The organism is Stenotrophomonas sp. AR029, from assembly GCF_047520695.2.
GTDB classification, from domain to species: Bacteria; Pseudomonadota; Gammaproteobacteria; order Xanthomonadales; family Xanthomonadaceae; genus Stenotrophomonas; species Stenotrophomonas sepilia.
In genome coordinates this window covers 364594-381286 of the sequence record NZ_JAXBQQ020000003.1, presented here as the reverse complement: position 1 = coordinate 381286, position 16693 = coordinate 364594, and the positions used below count along the sequence as shown (strand labels likewise).

Sequence of the window (16693 nt, the reverse complement as noted above, 5' to 3'; positions counted from 1 at the left end):
TCCTGCAGGCGCCTTCACAAGATACCTGCGCATACTTTCAAAGATCCGGGGAAGTGGCCTCAGCGCCGTTCCCGTGTGCTGCGAAGTTTCCTTCGTAGCGAGCCGCCCATTATGCCAGACTTTTTCAGTCCGTCAACACCTTCGTTCGATCATCTCGTTCGGCGGTGGTGGGCGCCCTGTTGTCGCTGAAGCCCCTTGGTGGCGACCCCTGCGACGGGGGAGGAGAAGTATGTCCCCATTCCGATCATTTGTGAAGGGGGTGTGGCGATTTTTTTCACCGGATGTTGCATCGGTTCATGCGCCGCGCCGCGGGAGGATCCCGTGAAGAGCAGCCGAGCGTGGCTATGCCGGGCGTCCTGCCCGGCCCCTACGGGCCGTCGCACGCGACGAAGGCAACGGCTCCTGCCGTTGCCTTCGGCTCTACAAGAGCAAAAGGAAGGGCCGGCTGGCGCCGGCCCTTCCTTCTTCTCAGCCAGCGACCAGGCGCACGCGGGCGAAGGTGCGCTTGCCGACCTGCAGCAGGCCTTCGAAGCCCGGCTGCAGCACCTGCTGACCGTCTTCGACCACTTCACCGTCCACCTTCACCGCGCGCTCCTTGAGCTTGCGGTTGGCTTCGGAGTTGCTCGGGGTCAGGCCGGCCGCCGTCAGCAACGCGGCAATACGCAGGCCTTCGGCCGGGATCGCCACATCCTGCAGCGGCAACTGGGTGATGTCGCCCTGCCCGGTCACCGCCGCCTCCCAGCCGGCAATCGCCTGCTCTGCCGCCACGGCGTCGTGGAAACGGGTCGCCAGCTCACGCGCCAGGCGCAGCTTGACCACGCGCGGGTTCAGGCCGCCATTGGCCACCTGCTCGCGCAGCTGCACGGCCTCGGCCTGGCTGATGTCGAAGGACAGCAGCTCGATCCAGCGCCACATCAGGGTGTCGTCCACCTTCATGGTCTTGGTGACGATGTCGATGGCCGGCTCGCTGATACCAATGTAGTTGCCCAGCGACTTGGACATCTTGTTGACGCCATCCAGGCCTTCCAGCAGCGGCATGGTCAGCACCACCTGCGGCTTCTGGCCATGGTGTTCCTGCAGGCCACGGCCCATCAGCAGGTTGAACTTCTGGTCGGTACCGCCCAGCTCGACGTCGGCCTCCAGGGCCACCGAGTCGTAGCCCTGCACCAGCGGGTACAGGAACTCATGGATGGCGATGGACTGCTGGGCGGCATAGCGCTTGGCGAAGTCGTCGCGCTCGAGCATGCGTGCCACGGTGTGCTGGCCGGCCAGGCGGATCATGTCGGCCGCGCCCATCTTGCCGAACCACTCCGAGTTGAAGCGGACTTCGGTACGGCTGCGGTCGAGCACCTTGAACACCTGGTCCTCGTAGGTACGGGCGTTGGCCAGCACGTCATCGCGGCTGAGCGGCTTGCGGGTCAGGCTCTTGCCCGAGGGATCGCCGATCATGCCGGTGAAGTCGCCGATCAGGAAAATGACCTGGTGGCCGAGGTCCTGGAACTGGCGCATCTTGTTCAGCAGCACCGTGTGGCCCAGGTGCAGGTCGGGCGCAGTGGGGTCGAAGCCGGCCTTGATCCGCAGCGGGCGGCCTTCCTGCAGGCGCGCACGCAGATCCTCGAGCTTGAGGATCTCGTCGGCACCGCGGCCGATCAGGGCAAGGGCTTCTTCAATCGAGGACACGTGACTACTCCCGGCAACGCCGATTCTTGTGTGGGGTGTTAAAGCAAAGTTAACCCGATTGGCTTCACAAAAGCCAATGGGCACAAGGGTTTGACGCGGTTTTCTCAGGTGTCTATGGTAACCGGCGATCAGGCCCGCGCTCCCGGGCCGCCAGGAAAAAACCGCCGATGCACAATTCCGAACAAGGGCGCGCACGCAAGCAGCGCTTCCAGGAACGCCTTCACGTCCTGCACGACAACGCCCTGCATCGGAAGCTCAGGCAACACCTTCCCGCCGCCTTCAATGAGCGCTGGACCCGCCGCCATTGGATGCACGCCAGCCTGTTTGCGACCATCGGCGCCCTGGTGGCGACGATCGTCCCCGGTTTCTCGCACACCATTGATGCGCCTTACGCGGACAGCCACACCAGCCTGGCGCTGCCGCTGCCGCCGTTGACCATGGCCCGCCAGCAGCAGGTGCCGGGCGACAGCTGGCAGGTGCTGCGCATCCAGCGCGGCCAGACCCTGAGTGACCTGTTCGACAAAGCCGGCATTCCGGCCACCACCCTGCACCGGGTGCTGGAGCACCCCGGTGCGCGCGAGGCGCTGACCAAGCTGCGCCCGGGCGCCGAGATCGCCTTCGACATGCCGCTGTCCGGCGACCTGCGCAGCATCCGCTTCGATCGCGACGCCGACAACCGGGTGGAACTGAGCCTGGCCGGCGATGACATCAAGGAGAAGGTGACGCGGCGCGAGACTTCCACGCGTACCGTGGTCACCAGCGGCGAGATCACCAGTTCGCTGTATGCCGCCGCCCGCCGGGCCGGGCTGTCGCCGTCGGCGATCGCGACGATGACCGACGACATCTTCAAGTACGACATCGACTTCTCCAAGGACCTGCAGCCGGGCGACCGCTTCAGCGTGGTGATGGACGAGACCTGGCGCGAAGGCGAGAAGGTGGACACCAGCAAGATCCTGGCGGCGACCTTCACCACCGGGGGCAAGACCTATTCCGGCTTCCGCTTCGACCGCAACGGCAAGTCCGAGTACTACGACATCAACGGCCGTTCGTTGAAGAAGAGCTTCATCCGCATGCCGATCCCGTTCGCGCGGCTGAGCTCGACCTTCGGCGCACGCAAGCACCCGGTGCTGGGCAAGATGCGCATGCACAAGGGCGTGGACTACGCCGCGCGTACCGGCACGCCGATCATGGCCGCCGGCGATGCCCGCGTGCAGTTCGCGGGCGTGCAGCGCGGCTACGGCAATGTGGTGATCCTCGACCACGGTCGAGGCCACACCACCCTGTACGGCCACATGTCGCGCTTTGCGAACATCAGGACCGGCCAGCGCGTGGCCCAGGGCACGGTGATCGGCTATGTCGGCTCGACCGGCCTGGCGACCGGGCCGCACCTGCACTACGAATTCCGGGTCAACGGCGAACACCGCAACCCGCTGACCGTGACCATGCCGCCGCCGGAGCCGCTGAAGGGCGCCGAGCTGGTCGCCTTCCGCGCGCAGACCGCGCCAGCGATGGCCCGCATCCAGGGCATGGAGAAGCTGATCTACGCCGATGCCAGCCCGGCACCGACCAGCCGCGACGAGGCCGCCGCCGAGGTGGCCAGCGCCAAGGACAAGCAGGCGACCGGCCGCAAGCGCGGCTGAGCCCCTGCGTTGACGAGCAAGGACGCGGCAGCCCAAGCTTGCCGCGTCCTTTTTTTGTGCCTGCCATGAACACTACTGCCGACGCTGACGCCCCCCTGTATCTTGGCCTGATGTCGGGCACCAGCGCCGACGGCATCGACGCCGCGCTGGTGCAGTTTCCCGCGGGCGGTGGCTGCCGCTTCGTGCACGGCCTGACCGCACGCTGGGAACCGGTGCTGCGCGCGCGGCTGGTGGCGCTGGGCGAAGGTGGCCCGTTGGATTCGCTGGAGGAGCTGGGCGAACTGGACGCGCGGATTGCGATCAACTTCGCCGAGGCCGCCAACCAGCTGCTGGCCGAAGCCGGCGTGGACCGCAGCCAGGTGCGCGCGATCGGCTCGCACGGCCAGACCGTGCGACACCGCCCGCTGGCCGATCCAGCGTTCACTGTGCAGCTGGGCGACGGCAACCGCATCGCCGAACTGACCGGAATCACCACAGTATCCGACTTCCGCCGTCGCGACGTAGCGGCCGGGGGGCATGGTGCGCCGCTGATGCCGGCTTTCCACCTGGGCATGCTGGGTGCCGCCGATGAAGACCGCGCGGTGCTCAACCTGGGCGGCATCGCCAACCTGACCCTGATCCCGCGCGAAGGCGCGGTGCGCGGCTTCGATACCGGCCCGGCCAACGCGCTGATGGATGCCTGGTGCCAGCGCCACACCGGCCGTACCTTCGATGCCGATGGCGCGTATGCCGCCAGTGGCGCGGTGGACGAGGGCCTGCTGGCCGGCTGGCGTTCGGACCCGTGGTTCGCGCTGCCGCCGCCGAAGAGCACCGGGCGCGAGCAGTTCCACCTGGCCTGGGCCGAGGCGCACATGGGGGAAGGCCAGTACGCCGCCACCGATGTGCAGGCCACGCTGCTGGAGCTGACCGTGGCAACCGTGGCCGATGCGCTGCTGGCGCAGCAGCCGCAGACCCGGCGCCTGCTGGTCTGTGGCGGCGGGGTGCGCAACCGGCAGCTGATGAAGCGGCTGGCGGCGCGGCTGCCGGAGGTGCAGGTGGAGTCCAGCGCGGTGCATGGGCTGGACCCGGAGTACGTGGAGGCGATGGGATTCGCCTGGCTGGCGCAGCGGACGATGGACGGGCTGGCCGGCAACCTGCCGAGCGTGACCGGAGCCAAGGGGCCGCGGATCCTGGGGGCAGTCCACCTGGCGTGAGGTGGCGCCATCCACGCATGGCGTGGATTCACCGGGCAGCCGAGCGTGGGCTCGGCTCTACAAAGCCGCTAATCGAAGCCCTGCCCTGCGGGCAAGGCCTGCAGGGCGGCGATCGCATCGGAGAGGGCGTCCACTTCGGGATCGCCGAAACCGGAGCGGACCTCCAGTTCACTGCTGAACAGGCCCTGCTCCAACAACGCGGCGCAGGTCTGTTCATGGGTCCAGCCGCGGGCGACCGCGACACGTCGGATACGTTCCAGCAGCAGCGGGTCCAGGTCCCGCAGCACAACGTCGGCCATGCTCACTTCCCCGTTCGCAAGGCACCGCCCCCTCGGCGCGTCGGGGGCGATGATCCCGCAGTCCGGGCGGGCAGGCAATCAGGCGACCGGTGGCGGCCCGCGGTCGGCGATCCGCGGCCACAGCCAGGCCAGCAGCAGCAGGGTCGGCACCACAGTGACCGAGCTGAGGATGAAGAACGTGCTGTAGGACGTCGCCTCAACGATGTATCCGGAGACACCGCCGATGAACTTGCCCGGCAGGTTGGCCAGCGATACCAGCAACGCGTACTGCGTGGCGGTGAAGTTGCGGTCGGTCAGCGACGACATGAAGGCCACCAGCACGGTGCCGGCGAACCCCTGGAACAGGTTGTCGGCACTGAGCGCGGCATAGAACGCCCACAGCTTGCCTGGGTTGTGCGCCATCAGCAGGAAGGCGAGGTTGGACATCGCCACGCCCAGTGCGGCCACCAGCAGCATGCGCCGGAAGCCGAATGCGGCCACCGCAATACCCCCCAGGAACGCACCGCCGATCCCCATCCATACACCGAACAGCTTGGACACGGTGGCGATGTCGGCCTTGTCGAACCCCGAATCGAGATAGAACGGCCCGGCCATCACGCCGATCACCTGATCGGGGAACTTGAACAGGCCGACGAAGGCCAGCAGCACCAGTGCCAACGCCACGCCATTACGGCTGAAGAAGCTGGAGATGGGCTGGACGAAGGCTTCGGCGATATCGATGCGACGCTGCACCGCCGTGGCCGGGCGCTCCGGTTCGGCGCACAGCAGGGTAGTGACGATCGGCAGCAGCATCAGCGCGGCCATCGCCAGGTAGGCGACGATCCAGCCTTCGAACTGCGCCAGGTACAGCGCGCCGGCACCGGCCAGGATCAGGCCGATCCGGTAGCCCAGCGTATAGGTGGCCGCCAGCGCGGCCTGCGCGGTCTGCGGAGCGATCTCGATACGGTAGGCATCGACCGCCGAGTCCTGGGTGGCGCCAGCGAACGACGCCACCAGCACCCACATCACCAGTGGCCAGACGCCCTCTTCCGGCCGCACGAAGGCCAGTGCGACCAGGCCGACCAGCACCAGCACCTGCGATACCAGCAGCCACGAACGGCGGCGGCCGAGCGCGCCCAGCAGCGGAAATGCATAGCGGTCCAGCAGCGGCGCCCACAGGAACTTGAGCAGGTAGAAGAAGCTGGCCAGGCTGATCAGGCCGATGCTGCCCAGGTCCAGGCCGACGTCGCGCAGGCGCGTGGACAGCGTCTGCGAAGCGATCAGCAGGAACGGCAGGCCACTGCCGAAGCCAAGCATGGCCATGGTCAGCGCCGACGGGGTACCGAAGGCGCGCTTGATGCCTGCCCAACCCTTGTAGCTAACCGGCGTGGCGGCCTCGGTCACAGGTCGTAGTCCACGGTGAACGGGGCGTGGTCGGAGAAGCGCTCGTCGCGGTAGATCGAACAGCTACGCAGTTTGTCGCGCAGGCCCGGCGTGATGAACTGGTAGTCGATGCGCCAACCGACGTTGTTGGCGCGGGCGGCGCCGCGGTTGCTCCACCAGGTGTAATCCTCGCCGGTGGGATTGAGCAGGCGGTAGGCATCGGCCCAACCGCGGCCGGCGGCGACATCGGTGGCCTGGCCATGGTCGGCGCAGAGGGCGTTGAGCCAGTCGCGCTCCTCCGGCAGGCAGCCGGAATTCTTCTGGTTGGACTTCCAGTTCTTGATGTCCAGCGCCGAACGCACGATGTTCCAGTCGCCGCACAGCACGTAGTCGCGGCCGCTGCGCGCCCACTCCTCCAGGATCGGGCGCAGCCATTCCATCACTTCGAACTTGAAGCCCTGGCGCAGGTCACCCGAGCTGCCGGAGGGAATATAGAAAGAGACCACGCTGAGATTGCCGTAGCGCGCCTCGATGTAGCGGCCTTCGTCGTCGAACGGGGCCCAGCCCAGCGAGGTGATGACCTGGTCCGGCTCGCGCTTGCTGTAGATCGCCACACCGCTGTAGCCCTTCTTGGTGATGGCGTCGCGGTAGAAGCAGTGATGGCCATCCGGACGGAACATCGGGTCGGTCAGCTGGTCTTCCTGGGCCTTGGTTTCCTGGATGCACAGGACGTCGGCGTCCTGGGCACGGAACCAGTCCAGGAAGCCCTTGGTCGCGGCGGAACGGATGCCATTGGCGTTGAAACTGATGATGCGCATGCGGGGACCTGCGGCGGGAAACCGGGCAAGCATACCGGTTGCCCGTAGGGCTGCGCAGTCCGCCAGGCAGCGCCGCGACAGCCTTCACGCGGGGCCGGACGAGCGCGAAACGCCCAGCTGGATTAGGATTTGTGCTCCAAATGAAGATGAATCGAGTTTTGATGAGCGACCACCGCCACCGTTTCCTGCAGCTGGCCCTGACCGCCGACGCCCTGCGCTTCGGCCAGTTCACCCTCAAGTCCGGCCGGCTGAGCCCCTATTTCTTCAACGCCGGCCGTTTCGACTCCGGTTCGCTGCTGTCCCAGCTCGGCGCCTGCTATGCCGATGCCATCGATGCCAGCGGGATCAAGTACGACGTGGTGTTCGGCCCGGCCTACAAGGGCATTCCGCTGGCCACCGCGATGGCCTGCGAGCTGGCCCAGCGCGGCCGCGACCTGCCGCTGTCGTTCAACCGCAAGGAAGCCAAGGACCACGGCGAAGGCGGCCAGCTGATCGGCGCCGACATGAATGGCAAGCGCGTGCTGATCGTCGACGACGTGATCACCGCCGGTACCGCGATCCGCGAAGCGCTGGGCATCATCCGCGCTGCCGGCGGCACCCCGGCCGGCATCGTGGTAGCCCTGGACCGCCAGGAGATCGCCTCGGAAACCGACCGCCGCTCGGCGGCGCAGTCGGTGGCCGAAGAGGCCGGGATTCCGGTGATCGCCGTGGCGTCGCTGGCCGATCTGCTTGATTTCGCCTCCGGCAACCCGGAACTTGTGGGTTACCGCCAGCCGCTGGAAGCCTACCGGGCCCAGTACGGCGTCCGTTCGATCCGCTGACCGACCCAGGGGAAAGGTCATGTCCCGAGTTCCTGCCGTTCTCTTTGCCGGCCTGCTGCTGGCCGTGCCGTCCACCGTGCCGGCGCAGTCGCGCGACGGCGGCAAAGTGGAGAAGAAGCTGTATTGCTGGAACGAGGGCAAGGAGCGGATCTGCAGCGATTCGCTGCCAGCCGATGCGGTCAATCACGCCCGCGAGGAGTTCAACGCGAAGAGCGGCCTGCGCAATGCGCAGGTCCAGCGCGCGTTGACCGACGAAGAGCGCGCCGCGGCCAGCACCGAGGCGCAGCAGCAGCAGCTGGACCTGATGGCCGAGCAGACCCGCCAGCGCACCGAACAGGCGATGCTGTCCACCTATGGCAGCGAGGACGACCTGCGCCGGGTGTTCGCCGAGCGCCAGGAAGTGCTCGACAACAACCTGAAGACCGCCGAGTACAACGTCACCAGCCTGCGCGAATCGCTGGTGGCGCTGTTGTCGGCCGCTGGCGACCGAGAACTGGCCGGTGGCAAGGTGGCCGACAAGCAGGCCGAGGCGATCCGTCAGCGGCACGTGCAGTTGCGGGCGCAGCAGCGCCTGCAGGCCGGGTTCCTGCAGCAGCAGCAGGCGCTGAAGGCCGAGATCGACAGCACGCTGCAGCGCTACCGCGAGCTGAAGGGCGTGGCGCCAGCGAGCCAGGCGCCGTGATTCGCTTGTAGGGTCGAGCCCATGCTCGGCTCCACGTGGCCTTGGGAAAGAGCAGCCCAGCATGGGCCCGGCTCTACAGTGGGCGGCGCCTGGTTACGGCTTGGCCCACGGAATTTATGCACTCTTTACGCGTCGGCACGGTCCGGCGCGTAGTGCGTTTATGGGCGGCAGGACGACGATGACGGCCTGAGGTGGAGGGGTTCCACCAGGACGCTATTGCAATGTCCCCCTGGCTGTCGTTGTTGTGTGGCGTGCTGGTGCTGGTCGCCGCCGCCTATCTCCTTTATGTCGTGCTGCGGCCCGAGTCGTTCTGAGCGGAGCCTGCCATGACCGAGATGCTTGTGATTATTGCCGCCAGCCTGTTGCTCGCGTGGCCGCTGGGCCTGTACCTGGCGCGCGTGATGCGCGGCACGCCGATGAAGGCCGACGTGCTGTTCAACTGGATCGAAAAGCCGTTGTACAAGGTGTTCGGCGTCGATCCCTCGCGCGCGATGTCCTGGCGCGGCTACGTGCTGGCCTTCGTGCTGAGCAACGTAGTGATCGCCGTACTGACCCAGGCGGTGTTCATGACCCAGGCCTGGTTGCCGTTGAACCCGGACCAGATCCCGAACATGCGCTGGGACACCGCGCTGCACACGATGATCTCGTTCCTGACCAACACCAACCAGCAGCACTATTCGGGCCAGGCCCAGCTGTCCTACCTCTCACAGATGACCGGCATCACCGGCCTGCAGGTGGTGACACCGATGATGGGCCTGGCGCTGGCTGTGGCCACGCTGCGCGCGTTGTTCTCGCGTGCGCCGCAGGCTGCGGCGGCCACCGGTGCCGGCGACGACCGCCAGGTGGCGGTGGGCAACTACTACGTGGACGTGGTCCGCCTGTGCGTGCGCTTCCTGTTGCCGCTGTGCCTGGTGTGGACCCTGCTGCTGACCAGCCAGGGCGTGCCGTCGACGATGGCCGGTGGCCCGCAGGCCACGCCGATCGATGCCAGCGCCGGCATGACCGGACAGAAACTGCCGCTGGGTCCGGTGGCGGCGATGGTCGCGGCCAAGCAGCTGGGCGCCAACGGTGGCGGCTGGTACGGCCCGAACAGCAGCTTCCCGCTGGAGAACCCGACCCCGCTGTCGAACGCGCTGGAGATCGTCGGCATCCTGCTGGTGCCGATGGCGGTGATCTTCATGATCGGTGCGTTCACCGGCCGGCGCCGGTTCGGCGCCCTGGTGTTCAGCTGCATGCTGGGCATGTCGCTGCTGTCCACCGGCGCGATGGTGTGGAGCGAAGGGCACAGTGCCAGCGCCGCCACGCCGCTGCTGATGGAAGGCAAGGAGGTGCGCTTCGGCGCCGACGGCACGGCGCTGTGGGCGGCGGTGACCACCCAGGTCTCCAACGGGTCGGTCAACGGCATGCATGACTCGCTGGCGCCGCTGAGTGGCGGCATCGCGATGGTCAACATGCTGGTCAGCGCGATCTGGGGCGGCATAGGCTGTGGCCTGCAGCAGTTCATCGTGTACCTGCTGCTGGGCGTGTTCCTGGCCGGGTTGATGACCGGACGTACGCCGGAACTGTTCGGCCGCAAGCTGGAGACGCCACAGGTACGCCTGCTGGCCCTGCTGGTGCTGCTGCAGCCGATCACCCTGCTGGTGTTCACCGCGATCACCCTGGCCGTGCCCGGGCTGGCCGCTACCTCCAACCCGGGCTTCCATGGCATCAGCCAGGTGTTCTACGAGTACGTCTCGGCCTACGCCAACAACGGCTCGGGCTTCGAGGGGCTGGGCGACGCCACGCTGTGGTGGAACCTGAGCTGCTCGCTGGTGCTGCTGCTGGGCCGCTTCCCGCTGCTGATCATCCCGCTGGTGGTGGCCGCACAGCTGGCCGCCAAGCGCCAGGCGCCGGAGTCTGCCGGCAGCCTGCAGATCGAAACCCCGACCTTCGCCCTGACCCTGGTCTCGGTGATCGTCATCCTGACCGTGCTGCAGTTCATGCCGGCGCTGGTACTCGGCCCGATCGCCGACCACCTCAGCCTGGGACTGCACTAAGGACACCCCGATGAGTACCCACGCAAGTTCCACCCGTAGTTCCCTTGCCCCGCGCCCTGCGCTGCTTGATGGCGCCGGCCTGCGCCGTGCGCTGGTCGAAGCAGTACGCAAGCTTTCGCCGATGCACCTGGTGCGCAGCCCGGTGATGGCGGTGGTGATGGCTGGCACGATCGTCGCGGCCATCGTCACACTGACCGGCAATGCGCCGCTGGGCTTCGGCATGGCAGTGACCGCGATCCTGCTGGTGACCGTGTTGTTCGGCAATTTCGCCGAAGCAGTGGCCGAGGCGCGTGGCCGTGGCCAGGCCGCGTCACTGCGCCGTGCCCGCCAGGACCTGGTGGCACGCCGGCTGGCGGCGCCGCAGCCGGGTGCCGCAGAAGCCCAGGTGCCGGCCGCCGAACTGCGCCCGGGCGACCATGTGATCGTCAGTGCCGGTGAGCTGGTGCCGGCCGATGGCGAGATCGTGCAGGGCCTGGCCACCATCAACGAAGCGGCGGTGACCGGCGAATCGGCACCGGTGCTGCGCGAGGCAGGTACCGACCGTTCCGGTGTGATCGGTGGCACCAAGGTGCTGTCCGACCAGATCATCGTGCGGGTGACCGCCGAGCCGGGCCACAGCTTCCTGGACCGGATGATCGCGCTGGTGGAAGGTGCCAACCGCCAGAAGACCCCCAACGAGATCGCGCTGACCCTGCTGCTGGCGGCGATGACGCTGACCTTCCTGGTGGTGGTGGCCACGTTGCCGGCCATTGGTGCAGCCGTCGGCGTCAAGGTCGATCCGCTGCTGCTGATCGCGCTGCTGGTGTGCCTGATCCCGACCACCATCGGCGGCCTGCTGCCGGCCATCGGCATCGCCGGCATGAACCGTGCGCTGGCCGCGAACGTACTGGCCAAGTCGGGCAAGGCGGTGGAAGTGGCCGGCGACGTCGACGTGCTGCTGCTGGACAAGACCGGCACCATCACCTACGGCGACCGCCAGGCCAGCCACTTCCATCCGCTGGCCGGCATCGATGCCAGCCAGCTGCGCGAGGCGGCACTGCTGTCCTCGCTGGCCGACCCGACCCCGGAAGGCAAGTCGATCGTGCGCCTGGCGCGCGAACAGGGCTGCGCCACCGCCGAGCCGGACCATGCCGACTACCTGGCCTTCAGTGCCCAGACCCGCATGTCCGGCGTGGATCTGGAACATGGGCGGCAGATCCGCAAGGGCGCCGCCGATGCGATCCGTGCCCACGTGCAGGCGCTGGGCGGCAGCGTGCCGGCTGAACTGGCCGGGCGCGTCGAGCAGGTCGCGCGCAATGGCGCCACCCCGCTGGTGGTGGCCGAGGGTCGCCACGTGCTGGGCGTGATCGAGCTGTCGGACGTGGTCAAGCACGGCATGCGCGAGAAGTTCGCGCAGCTGCGGGCGATGGGCATCCGTACGGTGATGATCACCGGCGACAACCCGCTGACGGCAGCAGCCATTGCCGCCGAGGCTGGCGTCGACGACTACATCGCCGAGGCCCGTCCGGAAGACAAGCTGGCACGCATCCGCCAGGAACAGGCCGGTGGCCGCCTGGTGGCAATGGTGGGCGATGGCACCAACGATGCTCCCGCGCTGGCCCAGGCCGACATCGGCCTGGCGATGAACTCCGGCACGCAGGCGGCGAAGGAGGCCGGCAACATGGTCGACCTCGATTCGGACCCGGCCAAGCTGCTGTCGGTGGTGGAAGTGGGCAAGCAGCAGCTGATCACCCGCGGCGCGCTGACCACCTTCTCGCTGGCCAACGACGTGTCCAAGTACTTCGCGATCCTGCCGGCGCTGTTCGCCGCGGCCGTTCCGACCATGGCCGCACTGAACGTGATGCAGCTGTCGAGCCCGCGCAACGCGGTGCTGGCGGCGCTGATCTTCAACGCCCTGGTGATTCCCGCGCTGATCCCGCTCGCCCTGCGTGGCGTGCGCTTCCGCCCGGCCACCGCCACCGCACTGCTGCGCCGGAACATGCTGGTATACGGCCTCGGCGGCGTACTGCTGCCGTTCGCAGCGATCAAGGCGATTGACCTCCTTCTTGTCCTGGTATTCGGCGCATGAACCGTTCTGCTTCCACCTCATCTTCCCTTCCGGGCGACGCCAAGGCCGAGGCCCGCGTGGCCAGCCTGCAGGATGGCGCCTGCTGGCGCCCGGCGATCGGCCTGGGTCTGGCCTCCCTGCTGCTGGCCGGCGCGGTCTACGCCGGCATCGCCACCGGCTTTGCCGGGCTGGCCTACCCGACCCAGGCCGAAGGCAGCCTGCTGCGCGATGGCAGCGGCCAGGTGCGCGGCTCGGCCTGGCTGGCGCAGCCGTTCACCGGTGACGGCTACTTCCAGGCGCGTCCGTCGGCGGCCAACTACGACCCGATGGCCGCGGCCGGTTCCAACATGGCGCGCAGCAACCCGGCGTTGGCCGAACGTGTTGCCGCCAGCACGGCTGCGGTGGCCGCGCGCGAAGGTGTCGCCCCGGCGCAGGTGCCAGCGGACCTGGTCACCCAGTCCGCCGGCGGACTGGATCCGCAGCTGTCGCCGGCGGCGGCGCAGCTGCAGGTAGCACGCGTGGCGCGTGCCCGTGGCCTGCCGGTGGAGCGCGTGCAGGCACTGGTGCAGGCGCATACCGAAGGGCGCCAGTGGGGCCTGTTCGGGCAGCCACGGGTGAACGTGGTGACGCTGAACTTCGCGCTGGACCATGCGGCCAAGACGCCGTGATGCTGGGCTGCACCTGCTGCGCGCACAATGGTGGCCATGACAGCGGCCCCCATGACTGATGCACGTACCCGCCAGGCCGATGCCCTGGTTGAAGGCCTGCAACGCGAAGCCGGCGGCAAGCTGACCGTGTTCCTCGGTGCGGCGCCGGGCGTGGGCAAGACCTACGCCATGCTGACCCGCGCGCAGGAACAGCTGCGCCGCGGCGTCGACCTGGTGGTGGGCCTGGTGGAAACCCATGGACGCACCGATACCCAGGCGCTGCTGGAGGGCCTGCCGCAGCTGCCGCTGAAGGACGTGGCCTATCACGGCCATGCCCTGCAGGAGATGGATCTGGATGCCGTGCTGGCACGGCATCCAGCGCTGGTGCTGGTGGATGAACTGGCCCATCGCAATGCGCCCGGCAGCCGCCATGAGCGGCGCTGGCAGGATGTGATGGAGCTGCTGGACGCCGGCATCGACGTCTGGACCACGGTCAACATCCAGCATCTGGAAAGCCTCAACGACGTGGTGATGCGGATCACCGGCGTGCGGGTCAGCGAGACCGTGCCCGACGGCGTGCTCGACCGCCTGCACGACATCGTGCTGGTCGATCTGCCGCCGCGCGAACTGATCGCGCGCCTGCAGCAGGGCAAGGTCTATGTGCCGGAACAGGCCGCACAGGCCCTGCAGGCGTTCTTCTCGCCGGCCAACCTGACCGCGCTGCGCGAACTGGCGATGCAGGAAGCCGCCGACCGCGTCGACAGCAGCCTGCGCGAAACCCGCGCCGCGCGTGGCGAAGGCAATCTGCCCCTGCGTCGCGGCGTTCTGGTGGCCATCGACGGGGGCGGCCAGAGCGAATACCTGGTGCGGGTGGCGCGGCGCATCGCAGAGCGCCGCGACGCACCGTGGACGGTAGTGACCGTGCAGGGGCGGCGCCAGGACGAGGCGACCCGGCGCGAGATCGATGCGGCCTTTGCGCTGGCAAGGCGGCTGGGCGGCGACGCCGAACTGCTGCATGGATCGAGCATTGCCGATGCCCTGCTCGACCACGCCGCACACAACGGCGTGTCGACCCTGGTGCTGGGCCGTACCCGCGAACGTCCACTGGCACGGATGTTCAACCGCACCCTGACCCAGCAGCTGATCCAGCGTGGCGCGCATTACGAGATCACCATCATCAGCACGCCGCAGGCACGCGCACGCTCGCGCCGCGAGAGCCTGCTGCCGCCGATGCGCGGCATCAGCTACGAGCCTGCACAAGCCCTGATCGCGACCGCATTGGCCTGTGCGGTGGCGTGGCTGGCCGAACACTGGGTGGGCATGGCCGACCTGTCGATGGTGTTCATCGTCGCGGTGGTACTGGTGGCTGCACGCACGCGCGCCAGCGTGGCGGTGATGGCCGCGATCCTGTGTTTCCTCGCCTACAACTTCCTGTTCATCGCGCCGCGCTTCACCTTCGCCATCGGTGCACGCCAGGGCGTGATCACCGTTTTCCTGTTCCTGGCCGCGGCACTGGTGGCCGGGCGCCTGGCCTCGCGCCTGCGCATGCAGGTCATCGCGCTGCGTGCGGCCAACCGCCATGCGCGCGCGCGCCAGCAGCTGGGACGCCAGCTGGCCAGTGCGGCCGGCAACGGCGAGGTGGCACAGGCGGGCCGGCATGCGCTGGAGCAGGCCCTGGACGTGCCGGCGTGGCTGCGGATCGGCACCGATACCGCCGCCGGCGGCCGCAGCCAGCCCGGCGATACCGACCTGGCTGCCGCCGACTGGGCGCTGCGCCACGGCCAGCCCAGCGGGCGTTTCACCGATACCCTGGCCGGCGCGCAATGGTGGTTCCTGCCGCTGCTGGACGGCGAAGACCGTGCGATCGGCGTGGCCGGCCTGTACCTGCCCGGCGCACAGGCGCGCCTGCTGCCCGAGCAGCGGCAGCTGGCCGAAGCGATGGTCGATGACATCGCCCAGGCCGCGCTGCGCACGCGGCTGGTGGCGGAACTGGAGCAGGCGCACGTCAGCAACGAGACCGAGCGGCTGCGCTCGGCCCTGCTCTCCTCGGTGTCGCACGACCTGCGCTCGCCGCTGGCGGCGATGATCGGGTCGGCCGACAGCCTGGCCAGCTACGGTGCAGCGATGGATACCGCTGATCGCCGCGCCCTGCTGGACACCATCCTGGTCGAGGGCGAACGGCTGGACCGCTACATCCAGAACCTGCTGGACATGACCCGGCTCGGCCACGAAGGGCTGAAGATCAACCGCGACTGGATCGGCGTGGACGAGCTGATCGGCTCGGCGGCACGGCGCCTGCAGCGCTACCAGCCAAAGGTGCGGCTGGAGCTGGACATTCCAGCCTCGCTGGCACCGATCTGGGTGCACCCGGCGCTGGTCGAACAGGCCGTGTTCAACGTGATGGAGAACGCGGCCAAGTTCTCGCCGCCCGACGCCGCCGTGCAGGTACAGGCGCGCGAGCTGGACGGCCAGCTGCGCATCGACGTGATCGACGCCGGCCCCGGCATTCCCGATGACGAGCGCGCGCGCATCTTCGACATGTTCTACAGCGTCGAGCGCGGTGACCGAGGCCGCCACGGCACCGGCCTGGGCCTGACCATCTGCCAGGGCATGATCGGCGCACATGGCGGCAGCGTGCAGGCGCTGCCCGGACGCGACGGTCGCGGTACCCTGATCCGCATCACCCTGCCCCTGCTCAAGCCAGCCTCCCACGATGAGCCCGACCCCGATTGATGCCAGCGTGCCGGCCGCACGCGTGCTGGTGATCGATGATGAAACCCAGATCCGCCGGTTCCTGGACATCAGCCTGCGCGCGCAGGGCTACCAGGTGCGGCAGGCCGCCACCGGCCAGGAAGGCCTGCAGCTGGCCGCCAGCGAGGACATGGACCTGGTGATCCTGGATATCGGCCTGCCGGACATGGAAGGCCACGAGGTCCTGGAACAGCTGCGCCAGTGGAGCCAGGTGCCGGTGATCATGCTGACCGTGCGCGCCGGCGAAGCCGAGAAGGTGCGCGCACTGGATACCGGCGCCAACGACTACGTGACCAAGCCGTTCGGCACGCAGGAACTGATGGCGCGCGTGCGGGCGCTGCTGCGCACGCGCAGCGTGCCGACCGATGGCACACCGCCGGTGTTCGACGATGGCCACCTGCACGTGGACCTGGTGCGTCGCGAAGTCGCCCTGCAGGGTGAGCCGGTGGCGTTGACCCGCAAGGAATACGCGCTGCTGTCGCTGCTGCTGCGCAATGCCGGACGGGTGGTGACCCAGCCGCAGATCCTGCAGGAGATCTGGGGGCCGACCCACCAGCACGACACCCACTACCTGCGCATCCTGGTCGGCAAGCTGCGGCACAAGCTGGGTGATTCGGCGCTGGATTCGCGCTACCTGTTCACCGAGCCGGGCGTGGGGTTGCGGTTCAAGGGGTAGTGCCGGCCGCTGGCCGGCAACTGCAGGGTGTGTGAGGTTCA

14 protein-coding genes are annotated in these 16693 nt (G+C 68.2%); 10 read left to right on the top strand and 4 right to left on the bottom strand.

Annotated elements, in window-relative coordinates:
- Window positions 1-468: 468 nt before the first annotated feature.
- Window positions 469-1680, bottom strand: coding sequence for a tyrosine--tRNA ligase (gene tyrS / locus ACM0PB_RS13985; RefSeq protein ID WP_164093408.1), 1212 nt, complete (start codon window positions 1678-1680; stop codon window positions 469-471).
- A gap of 167 nt (window positions 1681-1847) precedes the next feature.
- Between tyrS and ACM0PB_RS13980 the strand changes: the two genes are divergently transcribed.
- Window positions 1848-3320, top strand: coding sequence for a M23 family metallopeptidase (locus ACM0PB_RS13980; RefSeq protein ID WP_053500323.1), 1473 nt, complete (start codon window positions 1848-1850; stop codon window positions 3318-3320).
- A 65-nt stretch (window positions 3321-3385) separates the two neighbouring features.
- Window positions 3386-4513 (top strand): anhydro-N-acetylmuramic acid kinase, encoded by a 1128-nt coding sequence (locus ACM0PB_RS13975; RefSeq protein ID WP_222523724.1) that lies wholly within the window; start codon window positions 3386-3388, stop codon window positions 4511-4513.
- A 68-nt stretch (window positions 4514-4581) separates the two neighbouring features.
- Here the strand turns inward: ACM0PB_RS13975 and ACM0PB_RS13970 are convergent, their stop codons facing one another.
- The 3 genes from ACM0PB_RS13970 to ACM0PB_RS13960 form a co-directional block, all read right to left on the bottom strand.
- The gene (locus tag ACM0PB_RS13970) at window positions 4582-4812 is read right to left on the bottom strand and encodes a hypothetical protein (protein WP_005420465.1); all 231 of its coding nucleotides are present in this window, start codon (window positions 4810-4812) and stop codon (window positions 4582-4584) included.
- A gap of 78 nt (window positions 4813-4890) precedes the next feature.
- Window positions 4891-6195, bottom strand: coding sequence for an AmpG family muropeptide MFS transporter (locus ACM0PB_RS13965; protein WP_049413991.1), 1305 nt, complete (start codon window positions 6193-6195; stop codon window positions 4891-4893).
- Window positions 6192-6992 (bottom strand): exodeoxyribonuclease III, encoded by an 801-nt coding sequence (locus tag ACM0PB_RS13960; RefSeq protein WP_005420469.1) that lies wholly within the window; start codon window positions 6990-6992, stop codon window positions 6192-6194. The genes ACM0PB_RS13965 and ACM0PB_RS13960 overlap by 4 nt, the downstream gene beginning before the upstream one ends.
- A gap of 161 nt (window positions 6993-7153) precedes the next feature.
- Between ACM0PB_RS13960 and pyrE the strand changes: the two genes are divergently transcribed.
- From pyrE to ACM0PB_RS13920, 8 genes are all read left to right on the top strand, one after another.
- A complete protein-coding gene (pyrE, locus tag ACM0PB_RS13955) occupies window positions 7154-7813 on the top strand; it encodes an orotate phosphoribosyltransferase (protein ID WP_005420471.1) in 660 nt (219 codons plus the stop codon).
- A gap of 19 nt (window positions 7814-7832) precedes the next feature.
- Window positions 7833-8495: a hypothetical protein gene (locus ACM0PB_RS13950; RefSeq protein ID WP_005420473.1), complete on the top strand. Its 663-nt coding sequence runs from the start codon at window positions 7833-7835 to the stop codon at window positions 8493-8495.
- Window positions 8496-8716: 221 nt separating this feature from the next.
- Window positions 8717-8809: a potassium-transporting ATPase subunit F gene (locus ACM0PB_RS13945; protein ID WP_005407770.1), complete on the top strand. Its 93-nt coding sequence runs from the start codon at window positions 8717-8719 to the stop codon at window positions 8807-8809.
- Between the two features lie 12 nt (window positions 8810-8821).
- Window positions 8822-10531, top strand: coding sequence for a potassium-transporting ATPase subunit KdpA (kdpA, locus tag ACM0PB_RS13940; protein ID WP_053500329.1), 1710 nt, complete (start codon window positions 8822-8824; stop codon window positions 10529-10531).
- A gap of 10 nt (window positions 10532-10541) precedes the next feature.
- Window positions 10542-12599: a potassium-transporting ATPase subunit KdpB gene (gene kdpB / locus ACM0PB_RS13935; protein ID WP_065179004.1), complete on the top strand. Its 2058-nt coding sequence runs from the start codon at window positions 10542-10544 to the stop codon at window positions 12597-12599.
- On the top strand, window positions 12596-13246 hold the full coding sequence (gene kdpC, locus ACM0PB_RS13930; protein WP_065185650.1) for a potassium-transporting ATPase subunit KdpC: 651 nt from the start codon (window positions 12596-12598) through the stop codon (window positions 13244-13246). The genes kdpB and kdpC overlap by 4 nt, the downstream gene beginning before the upstream one ends.
- 51 nt (window positions 13247-13297) lie before the next feature.
- The gene (locus tag ACM0PB_RS13925) at window positions 13298-15958 is read left to right on the top strand and encodes an ATP-binding protein (RefSeq protein ID WP_065185649.1); all 2661 of its coding nucleotides are present in this window, start codon (window positions 13298-13300) and stop codon (window positions 15956-15958) included.
- Window positions 15939-16652: a response regulator transcription factor gene (locus ACM0PB_RS13920; protein WP_005420506.1), complete on the top strand. Its 714-nt coding sequence runs from the start codon at window positions 15939-15941 to the stop codon at window positions 16650-16652. Before ACM0PB_RS13925 ends, ACM0PB_RS13920 begins: the two co-directional genes overlap by 20 nt.
- The last annotated feature ends 41 nt before the right edge of the window (window positions 16653-16693 follow it).